Source organism: Pseudomonas sp. MONT-RG-20F-20-E-7-02 (assembly GCF_022662395.1).
Taxonomy (GTDB): domain Bacteria; phylum Pseudomonadota; class Gammaproteobacteria; order Pseudomonadales; family Pseudomonadaceae; genus Aquipseudomonas.
In genome coordinates this window covers 1,061,095-1,079,233 of the sequence record NZ_JAKNQN010000001.1, presented here as the reverse complement: position 1 = coordinate 1,079,233, position 18,139 = coordinate 1,061,095, and the positions used below count along the sequence as shown (strand labels likewise).

Sequence of the window (18,139 nt, the reverse complement as noted above, 5' to 3'; positions counted from 1 at the left end):
AGCGCAATCCTTGCGCCGCAACAGTCCCCAGAGCCGGGTGGACGGGGCGCATCTTAAACAGTGAAAAGTGCCCTGTCCCTCAGACAATTCTGAACAAATGTGTCCGCGCCCTGTAGGAGCGCGGACGTTCAATTACGCCAGAAGCTGCCTGATCTCGTCTTTAACAGACAAGCGATTCTCCTTGAGCTTCTTCAGTTCCTCGTCACTGCCAGCTGCCTTTTCAGCAGTCACTACCAAGTCATCGACGGTTTTGTATTTATCAAACAGCGCGTTCAGGTGGGGGTTTTTCGCCCGGCGCTCGTCGACTTTTTCTTTGCTCAGACCCAGGTCCTGTAGCAGGTCGTGTTTCACTGGCATGGAGTACCTCCGCAAGTTGATCAATGGCCTACGCTTTGAAGCTAGCCCATTCCAAGGGGTGTTGTCATGTCCTGGGTCACTGCATCCCCGTTCGTCGCCAGGCGGGCGATGGGATCAAACCTTTGCCGCGCCCTGCCCTCCACTGTAGATCGCCACCTGAGGGAGAACGGTTTCATGACTCGCGCCGCCACTGCTGTCGACACCCAATGCATCAACACTATTCGCACCCTGGCCATGGACGCCGTGCAGAAGGCCAACTCCGGCCACCCCGGCACACCCATGGGCCTGGCGCCGGTGGGTTACACGCTGTGGAGCCGGTTCCTGCGTTATCACCCGCAGCATCCCGACTGGCCCAACCGTGACCGCTTCGTATTGTCGGTGGGGCACGCATCGATGCTGCTCTATTCGCTGCTGCACCTGGCTGGCGTGGTGGAGATCGATGCCCACGGCAAGCGCTCCGGCCAGCCGGCGATCAGCCTGGACGACATCAAGCAGTTCCGACAAATCAGCTCCAAGACCCCAGGCCACCCCGAGTACCGCATGACCACCGGCGTTGAAACCACCACCGGCCCGCTGGGCCAGGGCTGCGCCAACAGTGTGGGCATGGCCATGGCTGAGCGTTGGCTGGGCCAGCGGTTCAATCGCGACGACAAGCTGCTGTTCGACTACAACGTCTACACCCTGTGCGGCGACGGCGACATGATGGAGGGCATCAGCAGCGAAGCGGCATCGATGGCCGGGCACTTGAAGCTGGACAACCTGTGCTGGATCTACGACAACAACACCATCAGCATCGAGGGCCACACCGAGCTGGCGTTCAGTGAGGATGTGATCAAGCGTTTCCAGGCCTACGGCTGGCACACCTTGCATGTCACCGATGCCAATGACCTGCAGGCCCTGAGTACCGCCCTGGAAACGTTCAAGACCAATACCGGCGCACCGACCCTGATTGTGGTCGACAGCGTGATCGGCTATGGCTCGCCGCACAAACACAACACCGCCGCCGCCCATGGCGAGCCGTTGGGCGCGGATGAAATCCGCCTGACCAAGGCCGCGTATGGCTGGCCCGAAGATTCCAGTTTCCTGGTGCCCGATGAGGCCCGCACCGTACTGCGTGACGCGCTGCTTGAACGCAGCCAGCCACTCTACGAAGAATGGACGCGCCACCTGTCGCAGCTGGAACAGTACGAGCCGGAACTGGCAGACGAACTGCGCCGCATGCGCGCCGGTGAAATGCCCGAGCATTGGCAAGATGAGTTGCCCCACTTCGACACCGACGCCAAGGGCGTGGCCAGCCGTGCCGCCGGTGGTGAAGTGCTGAATGCCTTTGCCCAGCAAATCCCCTGGCTGCTCGGCGGCTCGGCAGACTTGTCACCGTCGACCAAGACCAACCTCACCTTCGACGGCGCAGGGCGTTTCAGCGCCGAGGATTACAGCGGGCGCAACCTGCATTTCGGTATCCGCGAACACGCGATGGGCGCGATTGCCAACGGCATGGCGCTGTCGTACCTGCGGCCGTACACCTCGACGTTCCTGGTGTTCAGTGACTATATGAAGCCGCCGATTCGGCTGGCAGCGATCATGGAGTTGCCGGTGGTATTTGTGTTTACCCATGACTCGATTGGCGTGGGTGAAGATGGGCCGACGCACCAGCCTGTCGAGCACTTGACGCAACTGCGCGCGACGCCGGGGCTGCTGACCTTGCGGCCGGGTGATGCCAATGAAACCCTGGAGCTGTGGAAGGTTGCGCTGGCGCAAACCCATCGGCCCAGCTGCGTGGTGTTGTCGCGTCAGGCGTTGCCGACGCTGGACCGTACGAAGTATGCCGCAGCGTCCGGTGCGGCCAAGGGCGCTTACGTGTTGGCGGGCGCCGAAAATCCCAAGGTGTTGTTGTTGGCGACCGGCAGTGAAGTCAGCCTGGTGGTGGCCGCTTATGAGCAGTTGAAAAGCGAAGGCATTGCCGCACAAGTGGTGTCGATGCCGAGCTGGGAGCTGTTTGAAGATCAGGACCAGGCGTACCGCGACAGCGTGCTGCCGCCGTCGGTTAAAGCCCGTGTGGTGGTGGAACAGGCTGGCCCGCTGGGCTGGGACCGTTATGTCGGGCAGACCGGCGCCAAGGTGGTGATGAACAGCTTTGGCGCGTCGGCGCCGCTGCCGAAGTTGCAGGAGAAGTTTGGGTTTACCCTTGAGAATGTGGTGAAGCTGGCGAAGGAACAGATTCAACTGACCCAACACTGATCAAAACCTGTGGGAGCTGGCTTGCCTGCGATAGCGGGCTTTCAGCCAATACTGTGTTGACTGATGTACCGTCATCGCAGGCAAGCCAGCTCCCACATTTGATCAAGCAGTGATAGTCAGGTCAGTTCTCGGCTGAGGAACGGCGCAGTCCGGCTGCCCTTGCTCTTCGCAACCTTCTGCGGCGTGCCACTGGCTACCACTTTCCCGCCCAAATCCCCGGCGCCCGGCCCGATATCAATCACCCAGTCACTCTGCGCGACAACGCGCATCTCGTGCTCCACAACCACCACCGTATGCCCCGCTTCCACCAGATGATTCAACTGGCTGAGCAAGCGGTCCACATCCCGTGGATGCAGCCCGGTTGTCGGCTCATCCAATACATACAAGGTGGCGCCACGCGCATTGCGTTGCAGCTCGGTGGCCAACTTGATGCGTTGCGCCTCACCGCCGGACAACTCCGTCGCCGGCTGGCCCAGGCGCAAATACCCCAAGCCGATATCGCGCAGCACCTGCAACGAGCGCAACACGCCAGGCTGGTCGGCGAACACCTCGACTGCCTGCTCCACCGTCAGCGCCAGCACTTGGGCGATGTTCAAGCCCTGCCATTTGACCGCCAGGGTTTCAGGGTTGTAGCGCGCGCCGTGGCAGGTCGGGCATGGCGCGTACACGCTGGGCATAAACAGCAGTTCAACACTGACAAACCCTTCGCCCTCGCAATTGGGGCAGCGGCCCTTGGCGACGTTGAAAGAGAACTGCCCAGCGTCATACTGACGCTTCTTCGCCGCCGGCGTGGCGGCGAACAGTTTGCGCACGTTGTCGAACAGCCCGGTGTAAGTCGCAAGGTTGGAACGCGGCGTACGGCCGATGGGTTTCTGGTCCACCTGCACCAGGCGGCGGATATGCTCAAGCCCCGCGCTGATACGCCCACCGCTGCTTTGCGGGGTGTCGTCTTCCAGGCTGGGCTCCTCGTCGCTTTCAACCACGCGGCCCAGGCCCGTGCCCACCAGTTCCAGCAACGCCTGGCTGACCAGGCTGGATTTGCCCGAGCCGGAAATACCGGTCACCGCCGTGAAGCAGCCCAAGGGGAAATCCACGCTCAGGTCGTTGAGGTTGTTACGGGTTACGCCTTCAAGTTTCAACCAGCCGGAAGGCTCACGGCGTGACGGGTTCAAAGGCCGAGGCTCGGCGAACAAATATTCACGCGTCTGCGAGGCTTCGATTTGCGCCAGGCCAGCAGGCGGGCCGCTGTACAGCACCTGCCCGCCATGTTCGCCGGCGGCCGGCCCGACGTCGATCAGCCAGTCGGCGCGGCGCATGGTTTCCAGGTCATGCTCGACCACAAACAGCGAATTGCCCGCCGCTTTGAGACGCTCAAGGGCGGTGAACAAGGCTTCGCCATCCGCTGGGTGCAGGCCGGCCGACGGTTCATCCAGCACATAAATGACGCCGAACAACTGCGAGCCCAATTGCGTGGCCAGGCGCAGGCGCTGCAGTTCCCCGGACGATAATGTCGGCGTGCTGCGCTCCAGGGACAAATAGCCCAGGCCCAGCTCAGTCAAGGTGCTGACCCGCTCAAGCAAATCCTGGGCGATGCGCTGGGCGGCCAGACGTTTTTCCACCGACAGTTTCATCTTGTCCTGCCCCGCAGCGACCGGCCGCAGCAGCTCGGCCAGCTGCGCCAGCGACAGTTGTGACAGCTCGCCGATATCCACTCCGGCGAACTTCACCGACAGCGCCGCCTTGGTCAGCCGCTTGCCTTCGCACAACGGGCAGGCGCTGCCCTGCATGAACTGCGAGACGCGCTTTTTCATCAGCGCGCTTTGGGTGTGGGTGAAGGTGTGCAGGATATAACGCCGCGCGCCGCTGAACGTGCCCTGGTAGCTCGGCTCCAGCTTGCGTTTTAAAGCATCGCGGGTCTGTTCGGGACTGAAGCCTGCATACACCGGCACGGTCGGGGTTTCCTCGGTAAAGAGGATCCAGTCGCGTTGTTTTTTCGGCAGGTCGCGCCAGGGAATATCCACGTCATAGCCGAGCGTGACGAGGATGTCGCGCAGGTTCTGCCCTTGCCACGCCAACGGCCAGGACGCCACCGCACGCTGGCGGATGGTCAGGCTGGGGTCGGGCACCATCAGCGCTTCGGTCACTTCGTACACCCGGCCCAGGCCGTGGCATTGCGGGCACGCGCCCTGGGGCAGGTTCGGCGAAAAGTCTTCGGCATACAGCATCGCCTGCCCTGGCGGATAACTGCCGGCGCGCGAGTACAGCATGCGGATCAGGCTCGACAAGGTGGTCACGCTGCCCACCGACGAACGCGCACTCGGCGTACCGCGCTGCTGTTGCAGGGCCACGGCCGGTGGCAGGCCCTCGATGGAATCCACATCGGGTACGCCGACCTGGTCGATCAGGCGCCGCGCATAGGGTGCCACCGATTCGAAATAGCGGCGCTGGGCCTCGGCATACACCGTGGAAAACGCCAACGAGGACTTGCCGGAACCCGAGACGCCGGTGAACACCACCAAGGCGTCGCGGGGAATGTCCACGTCGACGTTGCGCAGGTTATGTTCGCGGGCGCCACGCACCCGTACAAAGCCTGAGTGCTGGCCGGTAAGCGGCGGAAAGTTGCGCTGTGAAGTCATGGAAAACCTTATCGAACAGTGAGCACGCTGCGCACCCGTTGTGTCAGGGCTTCGGGGCTGTAAGGCTTGCTCAGCAGATGAATGTCGGGGCTCAGCAAGTGATTGCTGGAGAGAATGTCGCGGGTATGCCCGGAGGTAAACAGCACCGCCACCGGCGGCACCTGGGAGCGGGCCCAGTCGGCCAGGTCAGTACTTTTGACCCGGCCCGGCATCACCACATCGGTAAAGATCAGGTCCGGCTGCACGCCGCCCTGCAACGCTTGCATGGCGCGGTCGCCGTCTTCGGCGGTGAGCACGGTGTAGCCCGACTGCTCAAGCAACTCCACCACCGTCACGCGCACATCCTCGTTGTCCTCGACCACCAGAATCGTCTCCTGCCCGACCAGGTGCGGCTCCGGTTCGACGTGGCTGTCCGGGCACTCCTCGCCCAGGCTGCGCGGGAAATACATCTGCACCACGGTGCCCTTGCTTTCCTCGCTCCACACCTCGACATGGCCGCCGCTTTGGCGGACGAAACCAAACACCATGCTCAGGCCCAGGCCGGTGCCATGGCCTTCGCGCTTGGTGGTAAAAAACGGTTCGAACACCCGCGCCAGGATCGCCGGCGACATGCCCACACCGATGTCCGTAACGGCCAGGCGCACATACTCGCCAGGGCGGATGCTCTTGCCCGCGCAGTCGTCGGGGTTGAGGATGATGTTCTCGCCGGTAATCCGAATCACGCCTTCGCCGCGCATGGCATCGCGGGCATTGATCGCCAGGTTGAGCAGTGCGTTTTCCAACTGGTTACGGTCGACGTTGATGCACCAGGAATCTTGCGGCAATTGAACATCGATATGAATGGTTTCGCCCAATGCGCGCTGCAGCAATTCGCCCAAGCCTGCGTAGATGCGCTGGGGGTTATAGACGGCCGGCGACAAGGGTTGGCGGCGCGCAAACGCCAGCAGCTGCGACGACAGCTTGGCACCGCGTTCCACCGCCGCAATGGCGGCCGAGACCCGCCGCTGTACCTGGGCGTTTTCCGGCTCATGCCGGGCCAACAGGTGCAGGTTGCCGGCAATCACTTGCAGCAGGTTATTGAAGTCGTGGGCCACGCCGCCGGTCAGCCCACCGATGGCTTCGAGCTTTTGCGATTGGCGCAGTTGGGCTTCGGCGGCGGAACGCGCCTTTACTTCGGCGGCTACGCGTTGCTCCAGGTTATGGGTCAATTCCTGGCGCACGCGTTCGGACTGCACGTGGGCGGTGGTCTCCACCACAATCGCGAGCACGCCGGCCGGTTGATGGTTATCCCCGGCAACAGGGCTGTAATAGAGGTCCATCCACACCTCTTCCGGCTGGCCATTGCGCAGCAGCACCAGCGCCTTGTCGTTATACGACAAGGTGCCGCCGGCCAGGCAGGTGTCCAGCACATGCCGGTTGAAATCGGCGACTTCCGGCCAGCCCAGCTCCACGGGCGTGCCCAGCAGATACGGATGCCGCCCACCAGCCAACACCGAATAGCTGTCGTTATAGATCATGTACCCCGCTTGCCCCCACAGCATCACCATCGGCACGGGCGATGCCAACAGCATCTGCACGGCGCTGACCAGGCTGGTGGGCCAGGCGTCGATCGGGCCGAGGTCGGTGGTCGACCAATCGAAGGCGCGGATTCGCTGGGCCATTTCACCGCCCCAGCCTTCGCAGCCATGGGTGTTGGATAAAAATTGCATCAATTGGCTCGTGGCGAAGAGAAAGATGGAGTCGTGGCGCAGTTCCACTCCTAAAAACTTGGAGCCTGGCGGCAATAAATCGTTTCATTGCATATAGCTTATCCGTGGAGACCTGAGCAACTCCCCTCAGTGAAAATCCCGACTGCGCACATTAATGCCCTCCAGCAGCGGCGTCAGGTCGGTCAGGCGCCCGGCAATCAAGTGCCGCACTTCGCCTACCGCCTCCCAGCGCCCGTCGACTTTCAATAGCCGCGAACCGACCAACGCCTGGCGCTGGCGCTCGGCCAGATCACGCCAGACCACCACATTGAGGTTGCCGAATTCGTCTTCCAGGGTGACGAAGGTCACTCCGCTGGCGGTGCCTGGGCGCTGCCGGCCAGTGACCAGGCCGGCGACGCTGACATTGCGCCCATGTTCTACCGCCATCAGCTCAAGGGAGCTGCGGCAGCGGCGCTTGCGCAATTCACCCCGCAGCAGCGCCAGCGGATGCGGGCCGAGGGTGGTGCCGAGTGTGGCGTAGTCGGCGTGCAGGTCCTCGCCGACCGTCGGTGCCGGCAGCGCCACCGCCGCTTCGTCAGGGCTGGGCAGGCCGGCGAACAAGCCAAGCTGTTTATGCACGCCCGCCACGTCCCAGCGCGCCTTGTGCCGGTTGCCCGCCAGGGCGCGCAAGGCGCCCGAGTCCGCCAACAGCGCCTGGGCGCGCGCATCCAGCCCGGCGCGCTCGTCGAGGTCGGCAATGTCACTGAACGTGCGGCGCTGGCGGGCTGCCTCGATGCGCCGTCCATCCTCTTCGCGAAACCCCGAGATCATGCGCAAACCCATGCGAATCGCCGGTTGCTGGCCGTCGATGGGTTCCAGGCTGCAATCCCAGTCACTGGCCAGCACATCCACCGGGCGAATCTGCAGGCGATGACGCCGCGCATCCTGCAGGATCTGGTCCGGGCTGTAGAAGCCCATGGGCCAACTGTTGATCAGCGCACAGGCAAAGGCTGCCGGCTCGTGGCATTTGAGCCAGCAACTGGCGTAGGTGAGCAAGGCAAAACTGGCCGCATGGGACTCGGGAAAGCCGTAGCTGCCAAAGCCTTTGATCTGCTCGAAGATCTGCGCGGCAAAGGCTTCGCTGTAGCCGTTTTTTAGCATGCCGGTGCGCAGGCGCTCCTGATGCGGTTCCAGCCCGCCGTGGCGTTTCCAGGCGGCCATGGAGCGGCGCAATTGGTCGGCCTCGCCGGGGCCGTAGTCGGCGGCGACCATGGCGATCTGCATGACCTGCTCCTGGAACAGCGGCACACCCAGGGTGCGTTCCAGCACCGCCTTCAGTTGCGGGGATGGATAAGTCGTCGGCTCTTCTTTATTACGCCTGCGCAGATACGGATGCACCATGCCGCCCTGGATCGGCCCGGGCCGCACGATGGCGACTTCGATCACCAGGTCGTAGAATTTTTGCGGCTTGAGCCTGGGCAGCATCGACATCTGCGCGCGCGACTCGATCTGGAACACGCCGATGGTGTCGGCCTTGCTGATCATCGCGTAGGTCGCGGGGTCTTCCTTGGGGATGGTCGCCAGGGCCAAATCCAGGTTGCGATGACGACGCAGCAAATCGAAGCAACGGCGGATCGCACTGAGCATGCCCAAGGCCAGAATATCCACCTTGAGCAGGCCGACGGCGTCGAGGTCGTCCTTGTCCCACTGGATAATCGTGCGTTCGGCCATGGCGGCGTTTTCCACCGGCACCAAGGTGTCCAGCGGGTATTCGGAAATCACAAAGCCGCCCGGGTGCTGGGACAAGTGCCGGGGAAAGCCGATCAACTGTTGGGTAAGTGTAAGCACCCGGCGCAGGATCGGGCTTTGCGGGTCGAAGCCGCCTTCGCGCAATCGCTCCAAAGGCGGCGCATCTTCACTCCAGCGCCCGCAGCATTCAGCCAAGGCGTTAATCTGGTCGGGCGGCAAGCCGAGGGCCTTGGCCACATCGCGCACCGCACCGGCCGCGTGGTAGCTGCTGACCACCGCCGTCAAGGCCGCGCGGGTGCGGCCGTAGCGCTGGAACACGTACTGCAGCACTTCTTCACGGCGCTCGTGTTCGAAGTCGACGTCGATATCCGGCGGCTCGTTGCGCTCCTTGGACAGGAAGCGCTCGAACAGCATGTTCATCAGGCTCGGGTCGATTTCGGTGATGCCCAAGGCAAAACACACCGCCGAGTTGGCCGCCGAGCCCCGGCCCTGGCACAGGATCGAACGGCTGCGGGCGAAGCGCACGATGTCGTGCACGGTGAGGAAATAACTTTCGTAGCCCAGTTCGCTGATCAGCGCCAGCTCATGGTTGATCTGCTGCAAGGTCTTGGCGTCAACACCCTGCGGCCAGCGCTGGGCGATGCCCTCTTCGGTGAGCTGGCGCAGCCAGGATTGCGCATCCTGGCCTTCGGGCACCAACTCGCGCGGGTAGTGGTAGCGCAATTGGCTGAGGTCGAAGGTGCAGCGCTGCGCGATGGCCAGGGTTTCGTCGAGCAAGGCTTGCGGGTACAGCGCGGCCAGGGCGTCGAGACTGCGCAGGTGCCGCTCGCCATTGGGGTGCAGGCGCGTGCCGGCGTCGGCCACCGTGACGTGATGGCGGATGGCGGTCATGGTGTCTTGCAGGGCGCGGCGGCCACGCGCATGCATATGCACATCACCGCAGGCCACTGCGCGAATGTTCAGGCTGGCGGCCAAGGCCAGGCGCTGTTGCAGATGGCGCGCGTCGTCCTGGCCGCAATGCAATTGCACCGCCAGCCACAGGCGTTCGGCAAACGTGCGGCGCAGCCATTGGATCGAGGCTTGGGTATCGTTGTCTTCGGCCACCCACAGCGCCAACAGGCCGGGCAGCGGCTGCTCGAAGTCTTCCTGCAACAGGCGATAGCTGCCTTTCTCGGCGCGGCGTCGGGCCACAGTGATCAGGCGGCACAGGTGCTGGTAGCCGCTGAGGTTTTCTACCAGCAACACCAGTTTCGGGCCGTTTTCGATGCGCACCTCGCTGCCGATGATCAGCGGCATGTCCACCGCCTTCGCCGCCTGCCAGGCCCGCACGATGCCGGCCAAGGTGCATTCGTCGGTGATTGCCAAGGCGCTATAGCCTTGGCGCCTGGCCCGCTCGAACAATTCCAGCGCACTCGACGCGCCGCGCTGGAAACTGAAATTGGACAGGCAATGCAGCTCGGCGTAGTTCATGCAAACCAGCCTTGCAGCCACAGCCCGTCGTTTTGCCCGACGTGGCGATAGGCCCAGCCTTGCTGCCCGGCGCGGGTCTGGATCAGGTAATAGTCGCGACGCACATCGGCGCCATCCCACCAGCCGGACTCGATGCGTTCCGGGCCCATCAGAATCTGCACGCCCTGCTCGGCCAGCAAAGTCGGTTCGGGCAATAACCAGCCAGGGCGTTGCACCTTGTTCAAGGTGGGGCACACACGGTTATCGGCGGCCGCTTGCCAGGCGCATTCGGGGCGATGGTCGGCATGAAAGCGCAAGCCTTGCACCGCCTCATCGCCAAGGCGCGCACGCAGGCGTTCGCGCAGTTGCTCCCAGGGCAAGGTCTGTTGCGGGCGGTCGTCGAACAGGTCCTGGCGCTGTGGCACGAACACCGGCAAGTCCTGGGCCACCAGGCGAAAGCCGCGTACCGGCGAGGTCACTTGCACCTGCTCGAGGCGCCCTCGGGCCAGTTCAAAGAGCATCGCCGGTTCGCGTTCGGCGCTGAGCAGGCCGACTTTGATCACGCTGTCGGGCGCCTGGGCGTGCTCCAGGTGCAGGTCGAAGCGCTGCACGCCACTGTCGCGGCCGCAGAGGAAGGCGGACAGGTCGCCCGTCAACCGACGTAACGGAAACAGCAGCGCCTGATGGGATTGCACGTCGAAATTCAGCTCGATGCGCACATCGAACTGGTCCGGCGGCTGATAGAACGCCATCGCCAGCGGGCGTTGCCCGGTCAGCGCATCCAGGTGTTTGAGCAGGCTGGCGTCAAAGCGCCGCGCCAGGGTGTGCCGGGGCAACGCCTGCACCTGGGCGAGGCTGCGCAGGCCCATGCGTGATAAGGCCGTGGCGGCCTGCGGGTCGAGGCCGGCGCGGTCAATCGGCAGTGGTGCCAGGGCTTGCAGCAAGGCGTGATCGTCGGCCACGGCCAGGCCATCGTAAAGATTCGCCAGCACCCGCGCCGCTGCCGGGTTGGGCGCGGCGACGATACGGTGGCGAAAGCCCAGCTCGGTCAACTCCTTGCGCAACCGCGCCTCGAACTGCGGCCACGGCCCGAACAGGCCCAGGCTCGATTCGATCTCGAACAACAAGGCGCGCGGGTAATACAGGCTGACCTGGGAACTGAAACGGTAGGCCCAGGCCGCGAGAAACTGCTGCCAGCGCTCGATCTCGGCGGGGTCATATTCGGCACTGGCGAAGGTCTTGGCCAGCGCATGCGCTGCCGTCAGCGATTGACCGGGGCGCAGGCCCAAGGCGCGGGCGGCATCATTGACGGTTTGCAGCACGCGGCGCTGCGGCGTGCCGGCCAGCAACGCGAGGGGTTGGTCGGGCTCGGGGTGCACACGCTGCACCCCGTCCAGCGCCAATTGCGGGAACACAATACACACCCAGCGCATGGCAACCTCAGTGCCCCGCCAGCGCAATCGGCGCCGGATGGGCCAGCCCACCGCGGCACTTGAGCACGCGCACTTGCGCGGGTTTTGCCTCAACGGCCAGGCGCAAGGCGGCGGGTGAGGCATTCACCGCTTCATTTAAAGCGCGCCAGGCAAACGCCAGGGTCTGGCCGGTTTCGGCCGCCACCTGCAAACGGCGCAAAGCACGGTCATCGGCCTTGCGCGGCCAGCACAACACCGCGCCGCAACTGCCGGACCGCAGGCATTGCTCGACTGCCCATAAGGCATCGCGCTCCTCGGCCTGGATCACCGAGAGCTGGCGCAAGTCCACCCCGGCGTTCTGCCAGGCGTGCGGGTACGGCGTATAAGGTGGCGCGACCAGCACAATGCGCTCGCCTGCCGCCGACAGCCGCGCCAGGGTCGGCAAGACCAATTGCAGTTCGCCGACACCTTCCTTGGCCATCAATATTTCGCTCAACGCCGATTCCGGCCAGCCACCCGTGGGCAGTACCGCGTCCAGCGCCGCCAGCCCAGTGGGGTGCACGCTGGCCGGTGGCGCGGCGGGCCGGCCCTTCCAGACGCGGCCGCCATTGAACAGCGCGTCGAGGGCAACGACGGCGCCCATCAGCCTTGCCTCACCAGGCCGCAGAACACCCCTTCGATGGCCAGGTCCTGATCAGGCCCGACCACGATGGGTTGATACGCGGGGTTACGCGGCAGCAGGCGCACATGCTCGCCATGGCGTTCAAAGCGTTTGATGGTGACTTCGCCGTCCAGGCGCGCCACTACAATCTGGCCGTTCAAGGCTTCGGCACTGCGGCGTACGCCGACCAGGTCGCCGTCGAGGATACCGTCTTCGATCATTGAATCGCCCTGGACCCGCAGCAGGTAGTCCGGGGTTTTCGCGAAGGTGGCGGGGTCGAGTTGCAGGCGGTTGTGCACTTCGGCGTCGGCGCCGATGGGCAACCCCGCCGCAACACGGCCGAGGACCGGCACGTCCAGCCATTCGGGGCGAGCCGGTTGGTTGAGCAGGCGGATACCGCGTGCCTGGTTGGGGTTGACCTCAATGAAGCCGGCTTCGGTGAGCGCCACCACGTGCTTGCGCGCGACACTGCGCGAGGCGAAGCCGAACGCCTCGGCGATCTCGGCGAGGCTGGGCGGTTGGCCTTGTTGCGCGATGCGGTCGCGGATAAAGGTCAGGATGGCGGTGCGGCGGGGAGTCAGAGTCGTCATGGAGTACATTTGTACTCTTGTGGGAATTTTCTGACAATAGCCATCAGTCGGGGGCCGAGAGGGTGATTGAGCTCATTGCTACCCGGTTTCTGGCAAAACATTGATCCAGAGCGGTATTCACCTGAATAAAATCGGTTAAAAGATCCCCTGCATGAACTAGCGGCACTCTAGCAAGTAACAGCAACTTCCCCCGTTACACCACACCCATCCGCTTAAAACCCACGCAAACAATATTCATTATCATTTAGCCCATGAAAACTTCGTTACTGGTTAAACAAAACATATTTGATAAAAAGCCCGCTAATGCCCGCCACGCAAGGGCTACAGCCCCAAGAAGGTGCACTATGTGCTTATTCCATCGAATAATTTCGCTATAGGAATTTTACTTGCCCGGTGTTTAGCCATAAAATCACCGCGATTGATTGCAGTGCGACATATCGTCACTGCATCGTTACTTTTTCGAGCTCAGAGACCTTTGCTCTCTGTTAAGGATTTCCAGCATGACCGAAGCGACAGGACTCATGGCCCACAACTGGGGCTTTGCCATTTTCCTCCTCGGTGTTGTCGGCCTTTGCGCCTTCATGCTTGGTGTCTCCAGCCTCCTCGGGTCAAAAGCCTGGGGCCGCAGCAAAAATGAACCGTTCGAGTCCGGCATGCTGCCTACAGGTGGCGCCCGCTTGCGGCTCTCAGCCAAATTCTATCTGGTCGCGATGCTGTTCGTGATCTTCGATATCGAAGCCCTCTTTCTCTTTGCCTGGTCTGTGTCCGTCCGCGAAAGCGGCTGGACCGGATTCGTCGAAGCCCTCGTTTTCATAGCAATTCTGTTGGCAGGCCTTGTCTACCTATTTCGAGTGGGCGCCCTTGATTGGGCTCCGGAAGCTCGTCGCAAGCGGCAAGCGAAGCTGAAACAATGAGGCTTTGGCGATGCAATACAATCTCACCAGGATCGACCCGGATGCTCCTAACGAGCAGTACCCAATCGGCGAACGCGAAACCGTTTCCGACCCGTTAGAAGACCAAGTCCACAAAAACATCTACATGGGCAAGCTGGAAGACGTGCTGAGTGGCGCGGTCAACTGGGGACGCAAGAACTCCCTGTGGCCGTACAACTTCGGTCTTTCGTGCTGCTACGTGGAAATGACCACCGCCTTCACGGCGCCCCACGATATCGCGCGCTTTGGCGCCGAAGTTATCCGGGCATCACCGCGCCAGGCGGATTTCATGGTTATCGCCGGAACCTGCTTTATCAAGATGGCGCCGATCATTCAGCGTCTCTACGAGCAAATGCTCGAGCCGAAGTGGGTTATCTCCATGGGTTCGTGCGCCAACTCCGGTGGCATGTACGACATCTACTCCGTCGTTCAAGGGGTGGACAAGTTCCTGCCCGTGGACGTCTACGTGCCTGGCTGCCCGCCCCGCCCTGAAGCATTCCTGCAAGGCTTGATGCTGCTGCAGGAATCGATTGGCAAGGAGCGTCGCCCGCTTTCCTGGGTCGTCGGTGATCAAGGCGTGTACCGCGCCGAGATGCCGTCGCAAAAGGAACAGCGCCGCGAACAGCGAATCGCAGTCACCAACCTGCGCAGCCCCGACGAAGTCTGATCCAGCACCGCTTCTTTTATAGAACGAAAACCTGGCTTCATTCTTTACGTTGACCGAAAGCGATAAAAAACCATGACTACAGGCAGTGCTCGACGCATCCCGCCTTATAAGGCAGACGACCAGGATGTGGTCGTCGAACTCAATAACCGTTTTGGCCCTGACGCCTTCACCGCCCAGGCCACACGCACCGGTATGCCGGTGCTGTGGGTGGCGCGCGCCAAGCTCGTCGAAGTCCTGACCTTCCTACGCAACCTGCCCAAGCCGTACGTCATGCTCTATGACCTGCATGGCGTGGACGAGCGTCTGCGCACCAAGCGCCAGGGGCTGCCGAGCGGCGCCGATTTCACCGTGTTCTATCACCTGCTGTCGATCGAACGTAACAGCGACGTGATGATCAAGGTGGCGCTGTCCGAGAGCGACCTGAGCGTGCCGACCGTGACCGGTATCTGGCCGAACGCCAGCTGGTACGAGCGTGAAGTCTGGGACATGTTCGGCATCGACTTCCCGGGCCACCCGCACCTGACGCGCATCATGATGCCGCCGACCTGGGAAGGTCACCCGCTGCGCAAGGACTTCCCGGCGCGCGCCACCGAATTCGATCCGTTCAGCCTCAACCTCGCCAAGCAACAGCTTGAAGAAGAGGCTGCGCGCTTCCGTCCGGAAGACTGGGGCATGAAACGCTCCGGCACCAACGAGGACTACATGTTCCTCAACCTGGGCCCGAACCACCCTTCGGCTCACGGTGCCTTCCGTATCATCCTGCAACTGGACGGCGAAGAAATCGTCGACTGCGTGCCGGACATCGGCTACCACCACCGTGGTGCCGAAAAAATGGCCGAGCGCCAATCCTGGCACAGCTTCATCCCGTACACCGACCGTATCGACTACCTCGGCGGCGTGATGAACAACCTGCCGTACGTGCTCTCGGTCGAGAAGCTGGCCGGCATTAAAGTGCCAGACCGCGTCGACACCATCCGCATCATGATGGCCGAGTTCTTCCGGATCACCAGCCACCTGCTGTTCCTGGGTACCTACATCCAGGACGTCGGCGCCATGACTCCGGTGTTCTTTACCTTCACCGACCGTCAACGCGCCTACAAGGTCATCGAAGCCATCACCGGTTTCCGCCTGCACCCGGCCTGGTATCGCATCGGCGGTGTGGCGCACGACCTGCCGAACGGCTGGGAGCGCCTGGTCAAGGAATTCATCGACTGGATGCCCAAGCGTCTGGACGAGTACCAGAAAGCCGCCCTCGACAACAGCATCCTTAAAGGCCGCACCATCGGCGTCGCGCAGTACAACACCAAAGAGGCCCTGGAATGGGGCGTCACCGGTGCCGGCCTGCGTTCCACCGGCTGCGACTTCGACCTGCGTAAAGCACGCCCGTACTCCGGCTACGAGAACTTCGAATTCGAAGTGCCGCTGGCGGCCAACGGCGATGCCTACGACCGTTGCATCGTGCGCGTCGAAGAAATGCGCCAGAGCCTGAAGATCATCGAGCAGTGCATGCGCAACATGCCGGCCGGCCCGTACAAGGCGGATCACCCGCTGACCACGCCGCCGCCGAAAGAACGCACGCTGCAGCACATCGAAACCCTGATCACGCACTTCCTGCAAGTTTCGTGGGGCCCGGTAATGCCGGCCAACGAATCCTTCCAGATGATCGAAGCGACCAAGGGTATCAACAGTTATTACCTGACGAGCGATGGCGGCACCATGAGCTACCGCACCCGGATTCGTACCCCAAGTTTTGCCCACTTGCAGCAGATCCCTTCGGTGATCAAAGGCGAGATGGTCGCGGACTTGATTGCGTACCTGGGTAGTATCGATTTCGTTATGGCCGACGTGGACCGCTAAGCATGAACAGCACGCTTATCCAGACAGACCGTTTCACCCTCAGTGAAACCGAGCGCTCGGCCATCGAGCACGAGCTGCATCACTACGAAGACCCGCGCGCGGCGTCGATCGAAGCCTTGAAGATCGTGCAGAAGGAACGTGGCTGGGTGCCGGACGGCGCCCTCTACGCCATCGGCGAAATCCTTGGCATCCCGGCCAGCGACGTTGAAGGTGTGGCCACGTTCTACAGCCAGATCTTCCGCCAGCCGGTGGGTCGCCACATTATTCGCGTGTGCGACAGCATGGTCTGCTACATCGGTGGTCACGAGTCGGTGGTCAGCGAGATCCAGAACAAGCTGGGCATTGGCCTGGGCCAAACCACTCCGGACGGCCGCTTCACGCTGCTGCCGGTGTGCTGCCTGGGCAACTGCGACAAGGCGCCGGCGTTGATGATCGACGACGACACATTCGGTGACGTGCAGCCTGCTGGCGTGACCCAATTGCTCGAGGGCTACCCATGACCCTTACATCTTTCGGCCCGGCCAACCTGATCAAGCGTTCGGCCGAGACTCACCCGCTGACCTGGCGCCTGCGTGACGACGGCGAGCCGGTATGGCTCGACGAATACCAGGCCAAGAACGGTTACGCCGCTGCGCGCAAGGCCTTCGCCGACATGGCCCAGGACGATATCGTCCAGACCGTGAAAGACGCCGGCCTTAAAGGTCGCGGCGGTGCTGGCTTCCCCACGGGCGTGAAGTGGGGCCTGATGCCCAAGGACGAATCCATCAACATCCGCTACCTGCTGTGCAACGCGGATGAAATGGAGCCGAACACCTGGAAAGACCGCATGCTGATGGAGCAACTGCCCCATCTGCTGATCGAAGGCATGCTGATCAGTGCCCGCGCGCTGAAAACCTACCGTGGCTACATCTTCCTGCGTGGCGAATACACCACCGCCGCCAAGCACCTCACCCGTGCCGTGGAAGAAGCCAAGGCTGCAGGCCTTTTGGGCAAGAACATCCTGGGTTCCGGTTTTGACTTCGAACTGTTCGTGCACACCGGCGCCGGGCGTTACATCTGCGGTGAAGAAACCGCACTGATCAACTCCCTCGAAGGCCGCCGCGCCAACCCGCGTTCCAAGCCGCCCTTCCCTGCCGCCGTGGGCGTGTGGGGCAAGCCGACGTGCGTGAACAACGTTGAAACCCTGTGCAACGTGCCGGCGATCATTGCCGACGGCGTGGACTGGTACAAATCGTTGGCCCGCGAAGGCAGCGAAGACATGGGCACCAAGCTCATGGGCTTCTCCGGCAAGGTCAAGAACCCTGGCCTGTGGGAGCTGCCATTCGGCGTGACCGCCCGCGAGCTGTTCGAGGACTACGCCGGCGGCATGCGCGACGGCTATACCTTGAAAGCCTGGCAACCAGGCGGCGCCGGCACCGGCTTCCTGCTCCCTGAGCACCTGGACGCACAAATGTATGCCGGCGGCATCGGCAAGGTCGGCACCCGGATGGGTACGGGCCTGGCGATGGCGGTGGACAACACCGTGAACATGGTCTCGCTGCTGCGCAACATGGAGCAGTTCTTCTCCCGCGAATCCTGCGGTTTCTGCACCCCGTGCCGTGACGGTCTGCCCTGGAGCGTGAAGCTCTTGATGGCGATCGAGAAAGGCGAAGGCCAGCCAGGCGACATCGAGACCCTGCTGGGTCTGGTCGGTTTCCTCGGCCCAGGCAAGACTTTCTGTGCTCACGCACCGGGCGCCGTGGAACCATTGGGCAGCGCAATCAAATACTTCCGCTCTGAATTCGAGGCTGGCATCGCACCTGCGCGCGCTGGCGATCTGAATCAGGTGGTCACACCAACCATGGTTGGTGCGTAACGTTTAAAGAGCGAAGGGTCCGTGCCCTTCGCTTTCTCATGTGCTGAC

At 62.6% G+C, this 18,139-nt stretch carries 13 protein-coding genes; 6 read left to right on the top strand and 7 right to left on the bottom strand.

What is annotated here, in order from left to right:
- Positions 1-132 precede the first annotated feature (132 nt).
- Positions 133-357 carry a DUF465 domain-containing protein gene (locus tag L8I05_RS04915; RefSeq protein WP_242167383.1) on the bottom strand — a complete coding sequence of 75 codons (225 nt, stop codon included), beginning with the start codon at positions 355-357 and terminating at the stop codon, positions 133-135.
- A gap of 174 nt (positions 358-531) precedes the next feature.
- Here L8I05_RS04915 and tkt point away from each other — a divergent pair, with 174 nt between their 5' ends.
- Positions 532-2,595 carry a transketolase gene (gene tkt / locus L8I05_RS04910; RefSeq protein ID WP_242167382.1) on the top strand — a complete coding sequence of 688 codons (2,064 nt, stop codon included), beginning with the start codon at positions 532-534 and terminating at the stop codon, positions 2,593-2,595.
- 116 nt (positions 2,596-2,711) lie between these two features.
- Here the strand turns inward: tkt and uvrA are convergent, their stop codons facing one another.
- The 6 genes from uvrA to lexA form a co-directional block, all read right to left on the bottom strand.
- The gene (uvrA, locus tag L8I05_RS04905; protein ID WP_242167381.1) at positions 2,712-5,231 is read right to left on the bottom strand and encodes an excinuclease ABC subunit UvrA; all 2,520 of its coding nucleotides are present in this window, start codon (positions 5,229-5,231) and stop codon (positions 2,712-2,714) included.
- A gap of 8 nt (positions 5,232-5,239) precedes the next feature.
- Positions 5,240-6,940 carry an ATP-binding protein gene (locus L8I05_RS04900; RefSeq protein WP_242167380.1) on the bottom strand — a complete coding sequence of 567 codons (1,701 nt, stop codon included), beginning with the start codon at positions 6,938-6,940 and terminating at the stop codon, positions 5,240-5,242.
- 126 nt (positions 6,941-7,066) lie between these two features.
- Positions 7,067-10,159: an error-prone DNA polymerase gene (locus L8I05_RS04895; protein ID WP_242167379.1), complete on the bottom strand. Its 3,093-nt coding sequence runs from the start codon at positions 10,157-10,159 to the stop codon at positions 7,067-7,069.
- On the bottom strand, positions 10,135-11,550 hold the full coding sequence (locus tag L8I05_RS04890; RefSeq protein ID WP_242167378.1) for a DNA polymerase Y family protein: 1,416 nt from the start codon (positions 11,548-11,550) through the stop codon (positions 10,135-10,137). The genes L8I05_RS04895 and L8I05_RS04890 overlap by 25 nt, the downstream gene beginning before the upstream one ends.
- 7 nt (positions 11,551-11,557) lie before the next feature.
- On the bottom strand, positions 11,558-12,172 hold the full coding sequence (imuA, locus tag L8I05_RS04885) for a translesion DNA synthesis-associated protein ImuA (RefSeq protein ID WP_242167377.1): 615 nt from the start codon (positions 12,170-12,172) through the stop codon (positions 11,558-11,560).
- The gene (lexA, locus tag L8I05_RS04880; protein WP_094952635.1) at positions 12,172-12,789 is read right to left on the bottom strand and encodes a transcriptional repressor LexA; all 618 of its coding nucleotides are present in this window, start codon (positions 12,787-12,789) and stop codon (positions 12,172-12,174) included. The genes imuA and lexA overlap by 1 nt, the downstream gene beginning before the upstream one ends.
- Before the next feature lie 491 nt (positions 12,790-13,280).
- Between lexA and L8I05_RS04875 the strand changes: the two genes are divergently transcribed.
- The 5 genes from L8I05_RS04875 to nuoF all read left to right on the top strand — a co-directional run bounded on the left by L8I05_RS04875 (position 13,281) and on the right by nuoF (position 18,091).
- Positions 13,281-13,694 (top strand): NADH-quinone oxidoreductase subunit A, encoded by a 414-nt coding sequence (locus L8I05_RS04875; protein ID WP_003219575.1) that lies wholly within the window; start codon positions 13,281-13,283, stop codon positions 13,692-13,694.
- 10 nt (positions 13,695-13,704) lie between these two features.
- Positions 13,705-14,379, top strand: coding sequence for an NADH-quinone oxidoreductase subunit B (locus tag L8I05_RS04870; RefSeq protein WP_003174719.1), 675 nt, complete (start codon positions 13,705-13,707; stop codon positions 14,377-14,379).
- A gap of 72 nt (positions 14,380-14,451) precedes the next feature.
- Entirely contained in the window at positions 14,452-16,236 is a 1,785-nt protein-coding gene (gene nuoC / locus L8I05_RS04865) for an NADH-quinone oxidoreductase subunit C/D (RefSeq protein ID WP_233891178.1), read from the top strand.
- A 2-nt stretch (positions 16,237-16,238) separates the two neighbouring features.
- Positions 16,239-16,736, top strand: coding sequence for an NADH-quinone oxidoreductase subunit NuoE (gene nuoE, locus L8I05_RS04860; RefSeq protein ID WP_003174721.1), 498 nt, complete (start codon positions 16,239-16,241; stop codon positions 16,734-16,736).
- The gene (nuoF, locus tag L8I05_RS04855) at positions 16,733-18,091 is read left to right on the top strand and encodes an NADH-quinone oxidoreductase subunit NuoF (RefSeq protein WP_106579872.1); all 1,359 of its coding nucleotides are present in this window, start codon (positions 16,733-16,735) and stop codon (positions 18,089-18,091) included. Before nuoE ends, nuoF begins: the two co-directional genes overlap by 4 nt.
- Positions 18,092-18,139 lie beyond the last annotated feature (48 nt).